Source organism: Bradyrhizobium sp. 62B (genome assembly GCF_030272265.2).
Classification (GTDB): Bacteria; Pseudomonadota; Alphaproteobacteria; order Rhizobiales; family Xanthobacteraceae; genus Bradyrhizobium.
Map to the genome: position 1 here is coordinate 1,174,358 of NZ_CP092841.2, position 15,136 is coordinate 1,189,493.

Annotated in this window: 15 protein-coding genes and 1 pseudogene; 10 read left to right on the forward strand and 6 right to left on the reverse strand. The window is 63.1% G+C overall.

What is annotated here, in order from left to right; all coding sequences use genetic code 11:
• Positions 1 to 6 precede the first annotated feature (6 nt).
• From ML401_RS05550 to ML401_RS05575, 6 genes are all read left to right on the forward strand, one after another.
• On the forward strand, positions 7 to 249 hold the full coding sequence (locus ML401_RS05550) for a DUF4170 domain-containing protein (protein WP_194406039.1): 243 nt from the start codon (positions 7 to 9) through the stop codon (positions 247 to 249).
• Complete coding sequence (locus ML401_RS05555; protein ID WP_285810494.1) at positions 246 to 959, forward strand: lysophospholipid acyltransferase family protein; 714 nt, start codon at positions 246 to 248, stop codon at positions 957 to 959. Before ML401_RS05550 ends, ML401_RS05555 begins: the two co-directional genes overlap by 4 nt.
• Positions 922 to 2,268 (forward strand): 3-deoxy-D-manno-octulosonic acid transferase, encoded by a 1,347-nt coding sequence (locus tag ML401_RS05560; RefSeq protein WP_285810495.1) that lies wholly within the window; start codon positions 922 to 924, stop codon positions 2,266 to 2,268. The genes ML401_RS05555 and ML401_RS05560 overlap by 38 nt, the downstream gene beginning before the upstream one ends.
• Positions 2,261 to 3,277 carry a tetraacyldisaccharide 4'-kinase gene (gene lpxK, locus ML401_RS05565; RefSeq protein WP_285810496.1) on the forward strand — a complete coding sequence of 339 codons (1,017 nt, stop codon included), beginning with the start codon at positions 2,261 to 2,263 and terminating at the stop codon, positions 3,275 to 3,277. The genes ML401_RS05560 and lpxK overlap by 8 nt, the downstream gene beginning before the upstream one ends.
• Positions 3,278 to 3,607: 330 nt before the next feature.
• Entirely contained in the window at positions 3,608 to 3,943 is a 336-nt protein-coding gene (locus ML401_RS05570; RefSeq protein WP_194406043.1) for a GYD domain-containing protein, read from the forward strand.
• Positions 3,944 to 4,978: 1,035 nt separating this feature from the next.
• Complete coding sequence (locus ML401_RS05575) at positions 4,979 to 5,290, forward strand: hypothetical protein (protein WP_212067966.1); 312 nt, start codon at positions 4,979 to 4,981, stop codon at positions 5,288 to 5,290.
• Positions 5,291 to 5,312: 22 nt separating this feature from the next.
• On the opposite strand, the gene ML401_RS05580 is transcribed toward ML401_RS05575, so the two are convergent.
• Positions 5,313 to 5,543, reverse strand: a complete 231-nt coding sequence (locus ML401_RS05580; RefSeq protein ID WP_211418521.1) for a DUF2093 domain-containing protein — start codon at positions 5,541 to 5,543, stop codon at positions 5,313 to 5,315.
• A 195-nt stretch (positions 5,544 to 5,738) separates the two neighbouring features.
• Between ML401_RS05580 and ML401_RS05585 the strand changes: the two genes are divergently transcribed.
• Together ML401_RS05585 and ML401_RS05590 are read left to right on the forward strand one after the other, a co-directional pair.
• Positions 5,739 to 6,560 (forward strand): dienelactone hydrolase family protein, encoded by an 822-nt coding sequence (locus tag ML401_RS05585; RefSeq protein WP_285810498.1) that lies wholly within the window; start codon positions 5,739 to 5,741, stop codon positions 6,558 to 6,560.
• Positions 6,561 to 7,376: 816 nt separating this feature from the next.
• A complete protein-coding gene (locus tag ML401_RS05590) occupies positions 7,377 to 7,523 on the forward strand; it encodes a hypothetical protein (protein WP_194406047.1) in 147 nt (48 codons plus the stop codon).
• Positions 7,524 to 7,589: 66 nt separating this feature from the next.
• On the opposite strand, the gene xseA is transcribed toward ML401_RS05590, so the two are convergent.
• Entirely contained in the window at positions 7,590 to 9,212 is a 1,623-nt protein-coding gene (xseA, locus tag ML401_RS05595; protein ID WP_285810500.1) for an exodeoxyribonuclease VII large subunit, read from the reverse strand.
• Between the two features lie 253 nt (positions 9,213 to 9,465).
• On the opposite strand from xseA, the pseudogene ML401_RS05600 reads away from it, so the two are divergent.
• Positions 9,466 to 9,764, forward strand: a pseudogene (locus tag ML401_RS05600) (transcriptional regulator).
• A 289-nt stretch (positions 9,765 to 10,053) separates the two neighbouring features.
• Here the strand turns inward: ML401_RS05600 and ML401_RS05605 are convergent.
• The 4 genes from ML401_RS05605 to ML401_RS05620 form a co-directional block, all read right to left on the reverse strand.
• Positions 10,054 to 10,572 carry a hypothetical protein gene (locus ML401_RS05605; RefSeq protein ID WP_285810502.1) on the reverse strand — a complete coding sequence of 173 codons (519 nt, stop codon included), beginning with the start codon at positions 10,570 to 10,572 and terminating at the stop codon, positions 10,054 to 10,056.
• Between the two features lie 190 nt (positions 10,573 to 10,762).
• On the reverse strand, positions 10,763 to 11,716 hold the full coding sequence (locus ML401_RS05610; RefSeq protein ID WP_285810503.1) for a hypothetical protein: 954 nt from the start codon (positions 11,714 to 11,716) through the stop codon (positions 10,763 to 10,765).
• A 94-nt stretch (positions 11,717 to 11,810) separates the two neighbouring features.
• Entirely contained in the window at positions 11,811 to 12,581 is a 771-nt protein-coding gene (locus tag ML401_RS05615; protein ID WP_285810505.1) for a hypothetical protein, read from the reverse strand.
• 64 nt (positions 12,582 to 12,645) lie between these two features.
• A complete protein-coding gene (locus tag ML401_RS05620) occupies positions 12,646 to 13,476 on the reverse strand; it encodes a hypothetical protein (protein ID WP_285810506.1) in 831 nt (276 codons plus the stop codon).
• A gap of 295 nt (positions 13,477 to 13,771) precedes the next feature.
• On the opposite strand from ML401_RS05620, the gene purD reads away from it, so the two are divergent.
• Positions 13,772 to 15,055 (forward strand): phosphoribosylamine--glycine ligase, encoded by a 1,284-nt coding sequence (gene purD, locus ML401_RS05625; RefSeq protein ID WP_285810508.1) that lies wholly within the window; start codon positions 13,772 to 13,774, stop codon positions 15,053 to 15,055.
• The last annotated feature ends 81 nt before the right edge of the window (positions 15,056 to 15,136 follow it).

The window sequence follows — 15,136 nt, forward strand, 5'->3', positions numbered from 1 at the left end:
GAACTCATGCCAGATAGTGCCCAGCAACAACTGCTCCACCTCGTCATCGGCGGCGAGCTCGTCGATCTCGAGCAGAACGTCTTCAAGAATCTCGACGACGTCGAGATCGTCGGCCTCTACCCGAATTATGCGACCGCCCACGCCGCCTGGCGGGCCAAGGCGCAGAGCACGGTCGACAATGCGCAGATGCGCTATTTCATCGTCCATCTCCATCGGCTGCTCGACCCCAATCAAGAACCGGCACGTTGAAAAAACTGCTTCGCAATACGCTGCGAAGCAGCTGGTTTCAGCGTGCCGTCGGATTTCTGGCGGCCGAATATCTGCGTCTGGTCTGGCGCACCAACAAGTTCACGTTCGATCCGCCCGATGTCTATGACATCGTCGAGCCGCAGATCCCGGCGATCTTCGCCTTCTGGCACGGCCAGCATTTCCTCACGCCCTTCATCAAGAACAAGGACTCCTACCGGGCCAAGGTCCTGATCTCCCGGCACCGCGACGGCGAGTTCAACGCCATTGCGGTGGAGCGGCTCGGCATCGGCCTGATCCGCGGTTCCGGCGATCATGGCAGCGCCTTCCACCGCAAAGGCGGCGTCGGCGCCTTCAAGGAAATGGTGCGGACGCTGCAGGACGGTTGTAATGTCGCGCTGACCGCCGATGTCCCCAAGCGCGCGCGCGTGGCGGGACTCGGCATCATCATGCTGGCACGGGAATCCGGGCGGCCGATCATGCCTTTCGCGATGGCGACCAGCCGCTTCATCCGGCTGAAGAACTGGGACCGCACCACCATCAATCTGCCGTTCGGGCGGGGCGTCCTGGTCGGCATCAAGGAAATCCACGTGCCACCGGATGCGGATGCCAACACGATGGAAGCGCTGCGGCTGGAGCTGGAAGAGACCTTGAACGAGGCGACCCGGCGCGCCTATGCGCAACTCGGCCGTCCGGGGCCTCAAGATGCCTAAATCGCTGCCCATTGCGTTGCCGATCACGCTGCGGATGTACCGGCGCCTGGCCTCCGGCCTGGTGCCGCTGGCGCCCGCGCTGATCAAGCGGCGGCTGAAGCAGGGCAAGGAAGATCCCGCGCGCGTCGGCGAGCGGCGCGGTCTGTCGAGGGACGTGCGGCCGCACGGCCCGCTGGTCTGGATCCACGGCGCCAGCGTCGGCGAGGTGCTGGCGGCTGCCGCCTTGATCGAGCGCCTGCGCGATCTCAATCTGCGCATCCTGCTCACCTCGGGCACCGTCACCTCGGCCGCGGTGGTCGCCAAGCGCTTTCCGCCCGACGTCATCCATCAATATGTGCCGTATGATTCTCCGCGTTATGTCGCGCGTTTCCTCGATCACTGGAAGCCGTCGCTGGCGCTGTTCATCGAATCCGATCTGTGGCCGAACCTGATCCTCGCCGGCGCTGCGCGCCGCGTGCCGATGGTGCTGATCAACGGGCGGATGTCGCCGCGCTCCTTCCCGCGCTGGCGGCGCATGCACGGCACCATCTCGGCGCTGCTGTCGCGGTTCGACATTTGCCTGGCGCAGTCGAAGATCGATGCCGAACGCTTCGCCGCGCTCGGTGGCCGCGACGTCGCCACGACAGGGAATCTCAAGCTCGACGTGCCGGCGCCGCCGGCCGATCCCGCCAAGCTGGAGCGGCTGATGGCGATGACGCGCGGGCGGCCGATCATCGTCGCGGCCTCGACCCATCCGGGCGAGGACGAGATGCTGGTCGCCGCGCATCGCAGCCTCGTCGGCTTCTTCCCGCAGCTCCTCACCGTGATCGTGCCGCGGCATCCCGATCGCGGCTCCTCGATCGCTGGCCTGATCACGGCCTCCGGCCTGACGCCTGCCCTGCGGTCGCGCGAAGAACTGCCGGGCGCGACCACCGACATCTATGTGGCCGACACCATGGGCGAGCTCGGCCTGTTCTACCGCCTCTCGCCGATCGTGTTCATGGGCGGGTCGCTCATCCGCCACGGCGGACAGAATCCGATCGAGGCGATCAAGCTCGGCGCCGCCATCGTCCATGGTCCGCACGTCTTCAACTTCACCGATGTGTTCGAGGCGCTCGATGCGAGCGGTGCGGCGCGGCAGGCCGATAATCAGGAGGCGCTGGTCAAGCAGCTCGGCCAGCTGCTGGCCGATCCCGCCTTGCGCGAGACAATGCAGCGCGCCGGCAGCGGCGTGGTCGAGCGGCTCGGCGGCGCGCTGGATCGCACCATGACGGCACTCGAGCCCTATCTGCTGCAATTGCGCATCGAGATGGGGGCCGCCAATGCGTGAGCCGGCCTTCTGGTACCGGCCACGTTCTCTTCCGTCCTATGCGTTATGGCCGTTCGGCGCGCTCTACGGCGCGATCACCGAACGGCGCATGCTGCGCGAGGGCATGGATGCCGGCATCCCCGTGATCTGCGTCGGCAATTACCATGTCGGCGGCGCCGGCAAGACGCCGACCGTGCTGGCGCTGACGAAGCTGTTGCGCGGGCTCGGCGAAACGCCGGTGGTGCTCAGCCGCGGCTATGGCGGGCGCCTGAAAGGCCCCGTCATGGTCGGCCGCGACCGTCACACCGCCGCCGATGTCGGCGACGAGCCCTTGATGATGGCGCGCGAGGTCCCGGTCGTGGTCGCGCGCGACCGCGTCGACGGTGTTGCGCTGGCGAAGTCGCAAGGCGCCACCGTCATCCTGATGGACGACGGTTTCCAGAACCCGCGCCTGCTCAAGGATGCTTCGCTGATCGTGATCGACAGCGAGCGCGGCCTTGGTAACGGCCAGGTGTTCCCGGCAGGCCCGTTGCGCGCGCCGCTGCAGGCCCAGCTTGCACGCACCGACGTGCTGGTGCTGATCGGCGACGGCCGCGCCGCCAACGATGTCGCCGCCGAGCTCGCCAAGCGCAACAAGCCCGAGTTGCGCGCACGGTTGAAGCCGGATGCGGGCTCGCTCGCGCAACTGCTCGGCCGGAAGGTGTTCGCCTTCGCCGGCATCGGCGATCCCGAACGCTTCTTCCGGACCCTTCGCGCTGGCGGCATCGACGTCGCGCGCACGCGCGCCTTCGCCGATCATCACATGTTCTCGCGCGAGGAGATCGCAGCCCTCGCGGCGGAGGCCCTGCGCGAGCAGCTCACGCTGGTGACGACGGAAAAGGACCTTGCGCGCCTGCGCGGCCAGGATGGCGTGCCTGACGACATCGTGCCATTCGCCGTCCATCTCGAGTTCGACGATCCCGACGCGCTGCGGCAGTTGATCGGCGACCAGCTCTACAAGGCGCGCGAGCGAAGATTCGGCAGGCGATGATCTCCTAGGGAGGCAAGGCTATTCCGCGGAGATTGCGCCTCGCGCTTTCCAGCGCGAACGCAACGTGTGATGGCGAATGAATTGGCGCGATGCGATGTGTGAACCGAGCTGTCATGTCGCGGGGGCGACAAAGTCTCTTCCGCACGTCCGGGAGTTGATGTAGCCTTTCATGAGAGCCGTCACCGGGACGTGCCGAACTCCCGGAAATTATCGACGGCGTTTATGCCCACGGCGGGCAGTGTATCTTCATCATTTCAGGTGCGATGGCCGTAACGACCAGCTCGGAACGGCATGAAGAGGTATTGCTAAGAATTCAGAGGAGAACATGCCATGCATTTTTGCCTCACCGGACAATACACACCACGCGCGCTCAACGCTATCTTGGAAAATCCCACGACCAATCGCCAGGAGGCCGCCAGGAAGCTCATTGAAGCCGCCGGCGGAAAGCTGATTTCGATGTACAGCGTTGCGGCCGACGGCCCAGGCGTCCTGGTGATTTTCGATGTGCCTGATCCGGGCGTGGCTCCGGCCATTTCCGGACTGACCGTTACGGCAGGCACCCTGCAGAACGTGAAGCTGACCCGGTTGTTCACGCAGGACGAGATCAAGCAGGTCCGCCAGAACGCGGCGAAGCTGCGTGCTTCATATACTCCGCCAGGAGGCTGACTCCGGATCTCGAGCGTTGCCGCCGCAGGCGTTGCAGGCGGCGGCAACGCTCACATCAAGGGATCAATCACGTCTGCAAGCCGAAGGTCTGGCGTCTATCGACGGACGATGCAATACGATGCGTGCTGCGTCCGGTGCCATGGGTCAGATTGAACGTGCTTGCCAGCGGCCGCGGTTCTCCGCGGCGATCGTGCTTCAGCAGTCAGTGCTCACCACGCCCCAGCGGCCATCATTCCGATAATGGTCAGGCACGAGAGGCAGGCCACCATGACAGTATAGTATTCGGGTGTATTCATTGCAGGCTCCCAAACTGTTGCCAATTGCTTGGTCATTGCTACGCGGGAGAGGTTGCCCGTGGTCGGGCCGCTTCAGTGCGGCGCGCGGTAATCGGGTTTGCGATGTATGTCCATCTTGTCATCGTCCCCCCGATCTGCAGGATGATGATCCGCGTCCGGAGCCTGAGCGCGTTCAGTCGCGATCAGAAGCTGTTTCCGCATTTCAGCAAGACGGGCGCGACAATATTCACGATAGAGCAACTCTAATATGGCGGGCATGATCATCCCCATCGTTTGGCTTGATATTCCGCCGCGAATTTTCTTGGTGAACGTAGCCGTCCAGATGACGCTTCGATATGAGCCCGTTCACAGACTGCGCCAATTCCGAAGCTCAATGGTCGGTTGGTTGGCTTGATTGTCTGCGCGATAAAAGGAGCAGGGCCAGTTACCTAACATGCAACTATAGCAGCCCTCTGTTTCACCAAGACTTCGTCGAACAACTTAAGGGCGCCGAATCGCAACGAAGAATCCAACTACAGCGCGAAATGACTAACCACTGAGTGCGCGCACTGCTCGATGCAACGCGGAGCGGCGTGGCGGAGATCATCGGCGGTGAGGCTGGCAAATCACGCGCGCGCATATCGTCGCAATTGACACATCCTTATCGATGCTCGTGTCGACCTGGTTGCCGCACGCCGCCATTCAGCCGGCATTCATGGCCAGGCTCTTATCGATAGAGCTGCGTCCAAGGAGAGGTCAGATGAAATTGCGGTCCGCGCTTCTTACCGCCAGCCTCATGTGTCTGCCGGTGTTGCCCGCCCTCGCTCAGACATCCGCACCACCTGCCGCCGCTCCGACCGCCACCGTGCCGGTTCCCGCGACCAAGCGCGTGACGTGCCTTGCCACGACGGCGAGCCTGAAAGGGCAGGACAAGCGCGACCAGTTGCAGCTCTGTCTTGCGCAAGCGCGGGTCGACTGCCTGAAGCAGGCGATCGATCAGAAGATCGTCGGCGAATCCAGGAAGAGCGCGATCAAGACTTGCATGGGCGGCGATGCACCCGAGCCGCAATAGGCGAACGAGATTGACGACGGGATCACGAGTCCTGCGGTCTCGGCGCGCCGGGAAAATGCCGCTGCAGCACGGCGGCAGGCGTGGCGTAGGCCTCCTGCAGGTCGACGCTCCAGTATTTCAGCTCGTCGAGCGGAATCCGCGCGTCGGTGATGGCGCAGCGCACGAAGGTCCCCGGCGAGATCACGCGGAAATCGCCGTCGAGATATTGCACCTGGGCTTCGCCATGGCCCGAGGGGCCGAACTTGTTCAGCACGGTCGAAAGTCTCCGTGGAAGGCCGCCCTCGAGGAAACCCGTGGAGGGCACGATGTGTTGGCCGGGATGTAGCATAGATAGGGCGGCTTGTCCGCCCGGTAAACCCACCGGTTTGTGATGTTTTGCCGCCGTTTCCGCATGATAGTTCTGGCGCGAAGGATCGCTGGTTCCGGCAGCTCCCTATGGCAGAGTCCGATGCGCCTTCGACTGACCGCCCTGTTGTTGATGCTCGTGATGTCGGCCGCGCATGCCGCGCCGGCGCCGCTGGCAGTGGAGATTCCGCTGGCGTCGGGCGTCCTCCATGCGCAGCTCTACAAGCCCGAGGGAGCAGGCCCGTTTCCGACCGTGATCGCGCTGCACGGCTGCGGCGGGCTCGGCGGCCATTCCGATTCCATCCTGCCGCGCTATCGCGACTGGGCCGAGCGCCTGCTCAGGGCCGGCAACGCCGTGCTTTGGCCCGACAGCTACGGCTCGCGCGAGCTCGGCCCGCAATGCCGCGTCAAGGAGATGCACGTCAAGGCGCGGCGCGAGCGCGTCGCCGACATCGCGGCGAGCCGGGCCTGGCTGATGAAGCAGAGCTGGGTGGCGCGCGACCGCGTCAGCCTGATGGGCTGGGCCAATGGCGCGAGCGCGCTGCTCTGGGCCGTGCGTCCGCAGAGTGCCGCGCGTGATCTCGGTCCGGATTTCCGCGCTGCCGTCGCGTTCTATCCCGATTGCCGGATTTCCGCCGGCCTCGGCTGGAGCACGCGCGTGCCCACTTTGGTGCTGATCGGCGCCGATGACGACGTCTCGTCGCCGCCGGCCTGCCGCCAGATGGTGGAGGGCGCGCATGGCCGTAGCGCGCTCGCGCGTATCGTGGTCTATCCCGGCGCCTATCACGATTTCGACCGCGCCAACACGCCGCTGCACGCGGCTGGCAGCAACGATGCAGGCGCGCCCGAGCGCGGCCATCTCGGCACCAACGCGCAGGCGCGCGCGGAATCGCAGAAAGAGGTGACGCAGTGGCTGACGCGGTAATTTCGTAGCCCGGATGGAGCGCAGCGAAATCCGGGACAGTGCAACGTGGGGGCACGATCCCCGGATTGCGCTGCGCTCCATCCGGGCTACGCAACTGCACGCAGCTGCCGGCGCGCCATCTCGGCACCAACGCGCAGGCGCGCGCGGAGTCGTAGAGAGAGGTCGCGGAGTGGCTGGCGCGGTAATCTCGTAGCCCGGATGAAGCGCAGCGAAATCCGGGACAGTGCAACGTGGGGCACGATCCCCGGATTGCGCTACGCTCCATCCGGGCTACGGAACTGCACGCAGCTGCCGGCGCGGCCATCTCGGCACCAACGCAGAGGCGCGCGCGGAGTCGCAGAAAGAGGTGGCGGAGTGGCTGGCCCGGTAATCTCGTAGCCCGGATGGAGCGCAGCGAAATCCGGGACAGTGCAACGCGGGGCACGATCCCCGGATTGCGCTACGCTCCATCCGGGCTACGCAACTGCAAGCAGCTGCCGGCGCGGCCATCTCGGCACGAATGCAGAGGCGCGCGCGGAATCGAAGAAAGAGGTCGCGGAGTGGCTGGCGCGGTAATCTCGTAGCCCGGATGGAGCGCAGCGAAATCCGGGACAGTGCAACGTGGGGCACGATCCCCGGATTGCGCTGCGCTCCATCCGGGCTACGGCCCACGTGAAGCGGGGCCGCCCGGGGAACAACGTCAGGCGGACAGCCCCGCATCGACCACCGCCCTGCACTAGGAATGGCCGACCGGGAATCTACGGATCGCGCGTGCCAGCGGTTTCAGCGTGTGACGGCGCCTTAGTTCGACCACGATGTCGCTTAAACGAAAGTCCCATGCGCAACCGCATCACGCTCTTCTCCGCACTCGTCGCCTTCACCGTCGCGATCTTCCTGTACGAGGCCCACGCCGGCGCCCCCCAGCGCGCACCGGAGCATTGCGGCTTCTGGACCACGATCGACGCGGGATTGTCCTGCCGCTAGAGCTCGCCGTGTCCACGCGCGCCGCTATTGGCGGGGAATGACACTGCGTGTGAAGCGGTCATCGCCTCAGAACAGACTGCCCTGATCCACCGGCTTGGCCACGCGCTTCGGCGCGGGCTTTGCGTCCGCCGCGGCCGGCTTCGCTGGCGCCGGCGTGCGCTTGGCCGTCGGCACCGGCCGATCCGCATCCGCGGTCGCCGCCACACGTCCATCCGCGAACTCGATCTCGAGCCGCGCGTTCGGCCCGACGCTATCGGCCGCATGCAGCGGATGACCCGCCTCGTCCCGCACCAGCGCGAAGCCGCGTGCGAGCACGCTGCGATAGGACAAGGCCGACAGCAGCTTGCCGCTGTTCTCGACGCGGGCCTCCAGCCGCTGCAGCAGCGTGAGAAGCGCGCGGCCGGCGCGCTCGCTGAGGCGATGCGTGCGCTCGCGCTGGCGGGCGATCGCGTTGCGTTGCGCCTGCGCATTGGAGATTTTTGACGCGCGCAGGCGAACCTCGAGCCCGGCAAAGCGGTCGCGCCGCCGTCGCAGCAGCGAACGCGCGGAGAGGCCGAGCCGTTCGCCGCACACTGTCAGGCGGTGGTCGGCTTGCGAGATCTGGCCGTGCAGCACGCGCAGCGTCAGCTTCGAGCTCGCCGCGGTGAACCTGCGGAAATGCGCGTGCGTGTTGGCCTTGAGGCAGCGGGGCAGGGAGGCGCCCGCCGAATCCAGCCGTTGCCTGGGAATGGCGAGCAGATCGCCGGCCGCCGGCAGCGCGCGCGCGGCGGCGCGCAGCTCGCTGCGGCGGCTTTCCTGGGCGCGCTGCCATCTGGCGCGGGTGCGGCGTCCGAGATCGGCGACCTCGACGAACAGATCGCTGCGCACCGGCACCGCCATCTCGGCGGCCGCCGTCGGCGTCGGCGCGCGCTTGTCGGCGACGAAGTCGATGAGCGTGATGTCGGTCTCGTGCCCCACCGCCGAGATCAGCGGGATCATGCTCTCGGCTGCCGCGCGCACCACGATCTCCTCGTTGAACGACCAGAGATCCTCTAGCGAGCCGCCGCCGCGCGCGACGATCAACACATCAGGCCGCGGAATCCTGCCGCCCTCAGGCAGCGCATTGAAGCCGCGGATCGCGGCCGCGACCTGCTCGGCCGAGCCTTCGCCCTGCACCTTCACCGGCCACACCAGCACGCGGCGGGGGAAGCGGTCCTCCAGCCGATGCAGGATGTCGCGGATCACGGCGCCGGTCGGCGAGGTGACGACGCCGATCACCTCCGGCAGCCAGGGCAGGAGCTGCTTGCGCGCCTCGTCGAACAATCCTTCGGCGGCGAGCTTCTTCTTGCGCTCCTCCATCAGCGCCATCAGCGCGCCGATGCCGGCCGGCTCCAGCGCCTCGATCACGATCTGGTACTTCGAGGAGCCCGGATAGGTCGTGAGCTTGCCGGTGGCGATGACCTCCAGCCCCTCCTGGGGCTTGAAGCGCATCCGTCCGTGCACGCCCTTCCAGATCACCGCCTCGATCTTGGCGCTCTCGTCCTTCAGCGCGAAATAGCAATGGCCGGAGGAATGGGCGCCGCGGAAGCCGGAGATCTCGCCGCGGACCCGGACATGGCCATAGGTGTCCTCCACGGTCCGCTTCAGGGACTGCGAAAGCTCGGAAACGGTGAATTCAGGCGCGTTGTGAAGTGGTTCCGCAGGCGGCATTGAGCAAACGATTCGGCATTTTGGGGTCAGATCGGACGTTAAGGCTTTTCGTCGGCAAGCGCGAATCTTGCCGCCGTCATTCCGGGGCGGCGCGAAGCGACGAGCCCGGAATCCATCGTGCCACCAACGCCGCTGCTTGATGGATTCCGGGGGGCTGGCCGGACTATTTCATGCTGTTCTACGTCCTCGCGGGCCTCTGGTTCGGCACTGCCTTCGGCCTGATCATCGACGGCCTCTGGATGCGGCGGATCTGATGGCCGAACTCGACGACATCATCCACCAGCCGCTGCGGCTGAAGATCATGGCGGCGCTGAACGCGTTGCCGGCGACCGCGGGACTGGAGTTCGCGCGCCTGAAGAGGCTGACCGACGCCACCGACGGCAATCTCGGCGCGCATATCGAGACGCTGGCGAGGCCGGTTATGTGTCGGTGGAGAAGGCGTTCTTGGGGAAGAAGCCACAGACGACGGTGACCGCCAAAGCAACCGGCCTCGGCGCCTTCGCGCGGCATGTGGCGACGTTGCAGGAGATTATTGCGGGGAAGCAGGGGTAGCGCTGCGATCCCGATTATTGCGCCCTCGCGCCTTGCGGGAGAGGGTGGCGAGGACGGAACACACGGGCTCACTCGGGCAAGTGGTTCTGGCCCCCAATCCCACTTCCGGTTGAGTTTGCGGACGCAGACGCGCGGGCGCGCGCTAGAAGCTCGAATTGACTTGCGAGATTTGTTTGACCTCGCCCGAGGGCACAAAAATAAACTTCTTGTCGTGAATGATGATAAATCCACTCGACGAAGCTCGGACAATCCGTGCCTCAGGGTACTCAGCGTCCTTTGTCTGGAACTTTTAAACTTGTCTTGAGTAGAGTGCTTCGTGTTGGGCGAACGTTGCGCCTATCCAAAGAGTTGTGAGCAGAGCCGCCCCGATGGGTGTAGCCAAGACTGTCCATGATTTCTTTTGCTGCCATATGATGTAAGCGCCTATCGTTCCGATGAGCGAGGCAAACGAGAAGCAAATGGCAAACAGCGTCATTAGCGAAAGAAATTTGTCGGTGAGGAATAGCCCAACCGCAAAGAAGACCATGACGATGCCGAAGACAATTTTCCCCGCTCTGGTAAACTTTGTCATGGCATCCGGCTGCTTTGCAGCCTGTCGCAGTTGTTCGATGAAATCTAATGGAAAGAAGGCGAGCGCAGGTATGGCAAAGCAAAGCACGAGGCCCACCGGGTAGACGAAATTGGTTAGGTCCATCACGCCGATGAAGTGATAGCCGATGAGGGTAAAGTACCCCATGTTGAAGACTGACACGACCGCCACGGCACAAAGCGTGATGAAGGGCCAGTACTTCGTAACATTGTCTAGCATCGGATCGATCTCCCTTAAAATTCCGGCAACCCGATGCCTTTCGCTACCACTACGGTGACAGTGCACAAAATGGTATCAATTGTGTTGGCTTAGAAAAATGCACTGTCACCGTAGTGCAGGGTATTCACATTGTTGGACGCGATGTTGGCCGTTTTGTTGGCTGGCCTTGCAACCGTCAATGACGGCCTGTTCATCTAGATGGATAGTCCGTTGGACGCTTAAATTCCTGCATTGCCACCCGACCCGTCACGATCTTGGATCGTCGGCCTAAGGCCGCCTGGAGCCTCTTCAGGCCCCTTTGAACAAATTCCTCGATTGTCTTGAGCCATGCGCTTGATCCGATCGTGTCGTAGTAGGTTTGGTCATTCGGAACACGGAAATTCATTGCGTCGAATTGGTATCGCAGGTCGACCGGAGCGATATTGCATTTGGCTATCGCCGTTGCCCGCCCCTCATTCAGCTCAATCCCTCTTAAGGCGGCCTTTTGTAGCCGATCGATGTCGTGAGAGTATCGACGAATGCTATCGACGAGAGGCTTGCCCGCTAACGTATATGGAGATCGCAAACAAAGGGTGGCCTTCAGCAGAGCTTCCAGCGCCATCCTCAGATCAACATAAGCCTTGGCCCGTCTGCTCTTGATTCCTTGATAATCGACTTCCTGCGAATAAAAGGTAACGCGATAGCGATGCAGGAAATCGACTGCGTCATCGGCGTAATTGCCCGCCAGTTCGAGACGCATCGGGAACGTGCGCTTCTCGGGGAAGCTCTTCATCATCAGGGCGGCGTCCCTGGGACGGCTGATCTCATTGCGCAACGGATCCAGGTTCTCCGGCTCTCCTGGCCTCCGCTTGTCGCGGAGAGAAATGTCAAATCCCTTCCTCAGGCAAAACAGAGCAAAAGAGCGCGCGACATCGGGGCCCGTAAAATGAAACTGCAACTCGCCAGATTGGACCTCGCACCAGCGGTCGCTGGCGCCGGCATAGTGCCTTGCCACACCGTAGAGCCTTCGGAACGCGGCGGTGTCAGTTTTTGCGGTCACGAGCCAAGGACACTGTCTCGGCTCGGCCTTCGAAACGGCCGGCGCAACCGACGAACCCACAAACGCCCTCTTCGTCTTTTTCGCCTTTTTCCTTTTGCGGCTCATGGTCCTGCCTGGCGCCCCATTGCCGTTCCCACGCGCTCGGTTGGCGGAGGGGATGGTAGTTGGAACGCCTGCGGCTTCGGTTGAGCCTTCGCGACTAGATGTGTTGGGCGGCCCCGCATTCGCATTCCACTCTTGCCGTTCCATCCTTCGCGTAGGCCAATTCAACATAATAGGCTCGATCTCCGCACTCGTTGCATTCGACCGAGCCTAGTTCAGTATAGCAGGCTTCGCAAACTGTCGACGTGACGGCTCGCACGCCACATGCAGGGCAGGTGGGCAGCCATTGGGAGCCATACTTCTCACCAAGAAACAACGCGACGAAGTCGTTGTACTCCTGATGCTTAGTATAACGAATTGCAGCAACTACATCGCTTTCAACGGGCCAACTTTGCCATGGCACCATATCTGCCGCAGTCTCGCCTCTGAAACGTTCGATATATTTAAGCATTCCAACCATGCACATCGCCGCGACGGACACGTCCATAGCATCGTCCGCGATGCGATGCATAAGTTGATGACGTATCTCCGAGACTTTGCCCATCAGGACAAGCAGCTGACGCTCAGCTGGACTTAAACCCGCATCAAGCTGCGGGCTCCGTAACTCGCTCAGAGTTTGGCTAAGTGAGGGAAACCATCTTGGTGTCCGGTTCAACAGCCGATTGCCTGGTTCAAGTGCAATAAGCCGCATGTTGCAGATGCACTCGGCAGCGTGGTTGACGCTGAGCACTATCCACTTATCGTGATGACTGCGATTAGTACGTGTTTGCCCGCGCTCAAAGAAATGATCGAGTGCATGTATAATGGAGTCTCGGGCGTTGACCCAAAGACCTTCTGAAATCGCTTCCATCTCGTACAGCCGGCTCACGCTGCTACCGTACTCCTCTGGAGCTTCTCTTTTAACTTGATCTAATGTCCTGCCGCGAGTCCTGCTACGGCAAGTCAATTACTTGATGCAGATTAGTGACGCGGTAGCCGGCGGGCCGGCCGCCGGAAAGCTGGACGTTCACGTCAACGATGAAGCCCTTTTTGTAGACGTTGTCGTCTGCTTCTCGGACCTCGTGCTTGATCCGCTGTTCGGCCAGCTCCGATGCATAGATCAGTGGCAGATCGCGTGGCGAAATATCCTCGATTGCGACACGCTCGCCGGTTCGCTTACCCATCGCGGTGTCTTTGACGTTGGATTGCTTGAACGTCATCAGCACGCGCTGATGATCTGCGGTCGTTAAAGACGATTCGAGTTGCAGTTTCTGGTCTTCGATCTGTCGCTGCGCCTCTCTCGCCTGCGAAGTGTCGAACGACAAAGCAGCTCGGACCTTTTTCTTGCCGTCCTCGAAGACGACGGCCTTCAATGTCGCGTGCCCGTTTGGATCGTTGGCAATGGCGACGACCGATCCCATGAAGTCCTTAAGGTCGGAGCGGGTAGCCTCAGATTCCTTCGTGCCGCCGAGATATTTGCCGAGCACGGCGCCGTAGTTGCGCACGAATTTCTCGACGATCTGAATTTGCTCGATCACGTTGACGACCGCGCTCAATCCCTGCACCGCCCAGGGGAGCAGATCGGCCTCGATGGAGCCAGCGCGGACCTCGCGCACGTAGATCTTGGCGTCGCCCGCCAGTTCGGGATAGTCGGACCGCACAAACTTTTCGTACTGGCTCGCGATGGAGGAAAAAGCAGAGACAAAATCACCTAATTCAATCGGCAGCTTGGTTTCAATGTTCAGAACGATGTGGGGTAACGCATCCGGTTTGCGCCGCACCATGAAGTCGATTTCCCCTTAAGGAATGCCCGATCGCGTTATACCCGCAACACGTGTGAAAGGCTATCATCTATGATCGTCTCAGAGTGCGCAGTATGCGCCACAAAACGCGCAAGCTTCGTTTCGGGAAGCTCGTTCGAAGCAAGCCCTGATTTAGCGTTTCGTGCCACCTCCACGATGGGGAGAGGGGCAAAAGCGGAGCGGCCGCGGAAGATGGGGTTGAATGGCCCCCCCTTGAGCCCCACCCCGATTCGTGCGACCTCCGGCCCCCAGCAAAACCCCTCATTCTGAGCCCTCGATGCACATTCTCCTCCTCGGTTCCGGCGGTCGCGAACATGCCCTGGCATGGAAGATCGCAGCCTCCCCCCTGGTGACCAAATTCTGGTGCGCGCCCGGCAATGCCGGGATCGCGAAGGAGGCGGAATGCGTGGCGCTCGACGTCGCCGACCATGGCGCGGTGATCGATTTCTGCAAGGCGAACAAGGTCGAGCTCGTCGTGGTCGGGCCGGAGACGCCGCTGGCGGCCGGCATCGTCGATGATCTCACCGCGGCCGGCATCAAGGCGTTCGGGCCGAGCAAGGCGGCCGCGCAGCTCGAAAGCTCCAAGGGCTTCACCAAGGCGGTGTGCACCGAGTTCGGCATTCCCACGGGTGCCTACAAGCGCTTCACCAACGCCAAGGACGCGCGCGACTACGTCACCAGCCAGGGCGCGCCGATCGTGGTGAAGGCCGACGGGCTTGCCGCGGGCAAGGGCGTCGTCGTCGCCAAGACCGTGCGCGAGGCCGAGGACGCCATCGCCATGATGTTCGAGGGCGCCTTTGGCGAGGCCGGCGCGGAGGTCGTGATCGAGGAGTTTCTGCCCGGCCGCGAGATCAGCTTCTTCGCGCTGTGCGACGGCGAGACCGCGATCCCGCTGGCGTCCGCGCAGGACCACAAGCGCGTGTTCGACCACGATGTCGGCCCGAACACCGGCGGCATGGGCGCCTATTCGCCGACGCCGCTGGTGACGCCTGCCATCCACGACGCGATCATGGCGAAGATCATCCTGCCGACGGTCGCCGGCATGAAGCAGCGCGGCACGCCGTTCCGCGGCATCCTCTATGCCGGGATCATGCTGACGACGCAGGGCCCAAAACTGTTCGAGTTCAACGTCCGCTTCGGCGACCCGGAGTGCCAGGTGCTGATGCTGCGCATGATGTCGGATATCGTGCCGGCGCTCCTTGCATCATGTGATGGCCAGCTGAAGAATTTCGATCTGCGCTGGCACAAGGAAGCCGCGATCACCGTGGTGATGGCGGCACAAGGCTATCCCGGCGACTACCAGAAGGGCACGCGCATCGAGGGGCTCGATGACGCAGCTGGGGTGGACAATGTCGAGATCTTCCACGCGGGGACGGTGGCCAAGGACGGTGCGATCCTCGCCAATGGCGGCCGCGTGCTCAATGTCTGTGCGCTGGGTGCGACCGTGACCGAAGCGCAAGGCCGCGCCTACCAGGCCGTCGACCGCATCCGCTGGCCGGAAGGCTTCTGCCGCCGCGACATCGGTTGGCAGGCGGTGGAGGCGGAGAAGGCCAAAGGCTGAGACGCCGCTGACAGGCCCGAGCTCGCGATCCCCTAGGGCGCGCCAAGGCCGGAATCGCGCATTGTTGTCACCGCGCCGCCA

Excerpts from the sequence above, each read along its gene's own strand:
- ML401_RS05550 (WP_194406039.1), top strand. The coding sequence starts at position 7 with ATGCCAGATAGTGCCCAGCAACAACTGCTCCACCTCGTCATCGGCGGC.
- ML401_RS05560 (WP_285810495.1), top strand. The coding sequence starts at position 922 with ATGCGCAACTCGGCCGTCCGGGGCCTCAAGATGCCTAAATCGCTGCCC.
- lpxK (WP_285810496.1), top strand. The coding sequence starts at position 2,261 with ATGCGTGAGCCGGCCTTCTGGTACCGGCCACGTTCTCTTCCGTCCTAT.
- ML401_RS05570 (WP_194406043.1), top strand. The coding sequence starts at position 3,608 with ATGCATTTTTGCCTCACCGGACAATACACACCACGCGCGCTCAACGCT.
- ML401_RS05575 (WP_212067966.1), top strand. The coding sequence starts at position 4,979 with ATGAAATTGCGGTCCGCGCTTCTTACCGCCAGCCTCATGTGTCTGCCG.
- ML401_RS05585 (WP_285810498.1), top strand. The coding sequence starts at position 5,739 with ATGCGCCTTCGACTGACCGCCCTGTTGTTGATGCTCGTGATGTCGGCC.
- ML401_RS05590 (WP_194406047.1), top strand. The coding sequence starts at position 7,377 with ATGCGCAACCGCATCACGCTCTTCTCCGCACTCGTCGCCTTCACCGTC.
- xseA (WP_285810500.1), bottom strand. The coding sequence starts at position 9,212 with ATGCCGCCTGCGGAACCACTTCACAACGCGCCTGAATTCACCGTTTCC.
- ML401_RS05605 (WP_285810502.1), bottom strand. The coding sequence starts at position 10,572 with ATGCTAGACAATGTTACGAAGTACTGGCCCTTCATCACGCTTTGTGCC.
- ML401_RS05610 (WP_285810503.1), bottom strand. The coding sequence starts at position 11,716 with ATGAGCCGCAAAAGGAAAAAGGCGAAAAAGACGAAGAGGGCGTTTGTG.
- ML401_RS05620 (WP_285810506.1), bottom strand. The coding sequence starts at position 13,476 with ATGGTGCGGCGCAAACCGGATGCGTTACCCCACATCGTTCTGAACATT.
- purD (WP_285810508.1), top strand. The coding sequence starts at position 13,772 with ATGCACATTCTCCTCCTCGGTTCCGGCGGTCGCGAACATGCCCTGGCA.